Genomic DNA, 2127 nt, shown 5'->3' with positions numbered 1-2127 from the left:
CATTTCCGCTTTCTTAAATGAAAAWGGTTGCAGTCTGGAATTGAATTTTCAAGAGAGATGAATAAGAAGAATATTTTTCAATCCAATATCGACTCTTTATGAGGGTTCCTTTGAAATTCAAAAAGTGTTTTAATTTGTGACTCTGTATTTCTATCGGTAGAAAGATTAGGTAAATTATTTTCAGAGAAAAATTTTATATCTTTTGTTTCTATTCCAGTAATTGCATTTCCTCCAACTATCTCACATTTAATAAACATTTTATAATAATGATAAGGTTGAGGAGGGTGTGGATGTTTATTCATATCCAAAAAAGCGAGCATTTTCACTGGTTCTACAATATATCCAGATTCTTCTTCTAACTCTTTAATAATATTTTCAGATGGAGACAAACCTACATCRCAAAACCCACCAGGTATAGACCATCTGTCATCAATATTTTCTCTAACCATTAAGATTTTATCATCCCTAAACACTACTCCTCGAACATCTACTTTTGGCGTTTGATAACCTGTCTCATTCGTAAATAAATCCTTGATTTTTTGCAAATCTAATTCAGTGTATTCTTCCATAATTTCAGCACTTATCATTCGTAATTCTTCAAAACGTTCAATATCATAAATATCTTTTGAAAAAGCTAATCCTGCTTGAGACAATGATTGGATCCTTTTTGCCCACTCCAACCATTTATGACTCATTCGGCATACCAGCATTTAGAAAATCAATAAACTCAGATACATGTTTAAACACAGCATTAGGCTCCATTGCAAATTCCAATGATTGATTGTCAGGCAACCAATGTACTTCTATTGTAAACACAGATTGTATTCTATTTTGAATTATTTCTAAACTATAAATATTAAACACATCACTTTCCTTTTGTTTAAGACTCAATTAGCAGAAAAAGTTAAAAATCAATATAAAAAGGTTGAAGTTTATCGTCTATACAACACTCAATTCTTTGTCTGAAATTTTTCCAGGTAACCATTTCTAATGCTTTTTCAATTGGGAAATATCCTACTTCTAGACTCTCAGTACTTGTTGTAAGTTCTCCTCCAAGGTTTACCTAAAAGTAATGTATTACAAATTGATCCACTAACATTTTGAAAAACTCCACAAAATTTCGTTATTTCAATATCTATTCCCGATTCTTCTTTTGTTTCCCTGATTGCAGCATCCATCAATGATTCTCCTTCTTCAACCTGTCCGCCAGGCATTTCCCATCTTCGTCTTGGTCCTTTAATTAATAAAATTTCTTTTTGATCATTTAGTACAATTGTTGCGGCTGAAACAATATATGTTTTGGTGGTGTCATTATCTCAATCTCCATTTTCATATTTGCTTTTATACAAGAAGAACACTAAACAACCTTAAGTCCTTCTCCAACTAATCAGMGTCTCGTGTCTTAGCTACTCAACGATTTTAAAGTAAAGCTAATGATTGCAATAATGTTAAGTAAGTAAACTGCCAAAGAATATAATGAAAATTAATATCCCAGAAGCACATATTGTAAAAACAATAGTAAATACACTTCTTGCCATTTATTTCCGATCCCTTACATCCTTTAATCCAAGAACTCCAAGAAGAAATGAAATCAACGTTACGGCTAAGACAATATTTAATGGATGAATCCCTATGTTTTTAGTAAATACACTTATAAAACTTTCAGATGATATTAAAATAAAAATAAAGGGATACAAAAAAAAGAAAGTATAAATGACGATCTGTTAATATTAACTTTCATACATACCTCTTTCTGAAGTTGATCATATTGAATCAGGATTTTTCTTAAATTCTTGTTTAATTATCCTTTTGAACGAAATCTACCTTTTATTGAGCTCCTTTATGAGTTGAATAGTTTCATCAACATCATGAACTCCTATTATTTCAATCGGGAGGTTAAGTTTTTTTTTCACTTCTTTGGCTTCAGAAAGATTTGCAAGTGGTAGGATTATATGAGGAAGGCCATTTTCATTTGCGGTTTGTATTTTTTCATTTATTGAACCAACTTCTTTTACTTTCCCAGTTTTACTTATGGCACCTGTTACGCCGATTAGCATATCATTTTCAAATTCCCCTTGTTCAGAGAGGCTCGATAATACTAAACCTAAACCTGCACTGCTACCGCTC

The 2127-nt window shown here is 31.5% G+C and carries 2 protein-coding genes and 1 pseudogene; all 3 read right to left on the bottom strand.

From position 1 onward, the window contains the following. Positions 1-77: 77 nt before the first annotated feature. Entirely contained in the window at positions 78-695 is a 618-nt protein-coding gene (locus tag AC1DOS_RS19620) for an NUDIX hydrolase (protein ID WP_477538835.1), read from the bottom strand. A 209-nt stretch (positions 696-904) separates the two neighbouring features. After that, positions 905-1312 (bottom strand): annotated as a pseudogene (locus tag AC1DOS_RS19615) (NUDIX hydrolase). 508 nt (positions 1313-1820) lie between these two features. Next, the coding region (locus tag AC1DOS_RS19610) for a S16 family serine protease (RefSeq protein WP_477538834.1) at positions 1821-2127 on the bottom strand (307 nt) is incomplete at its 5' end.

The sequence above is a fragment of the Paenisporosarcina sp. P5_A11 genome (assembly GCF_056400705.1).
Note: the sequence above shows the minus strand (reverse complement) of the source record. Positions and strands in the feature narration are given on the sequence as shown.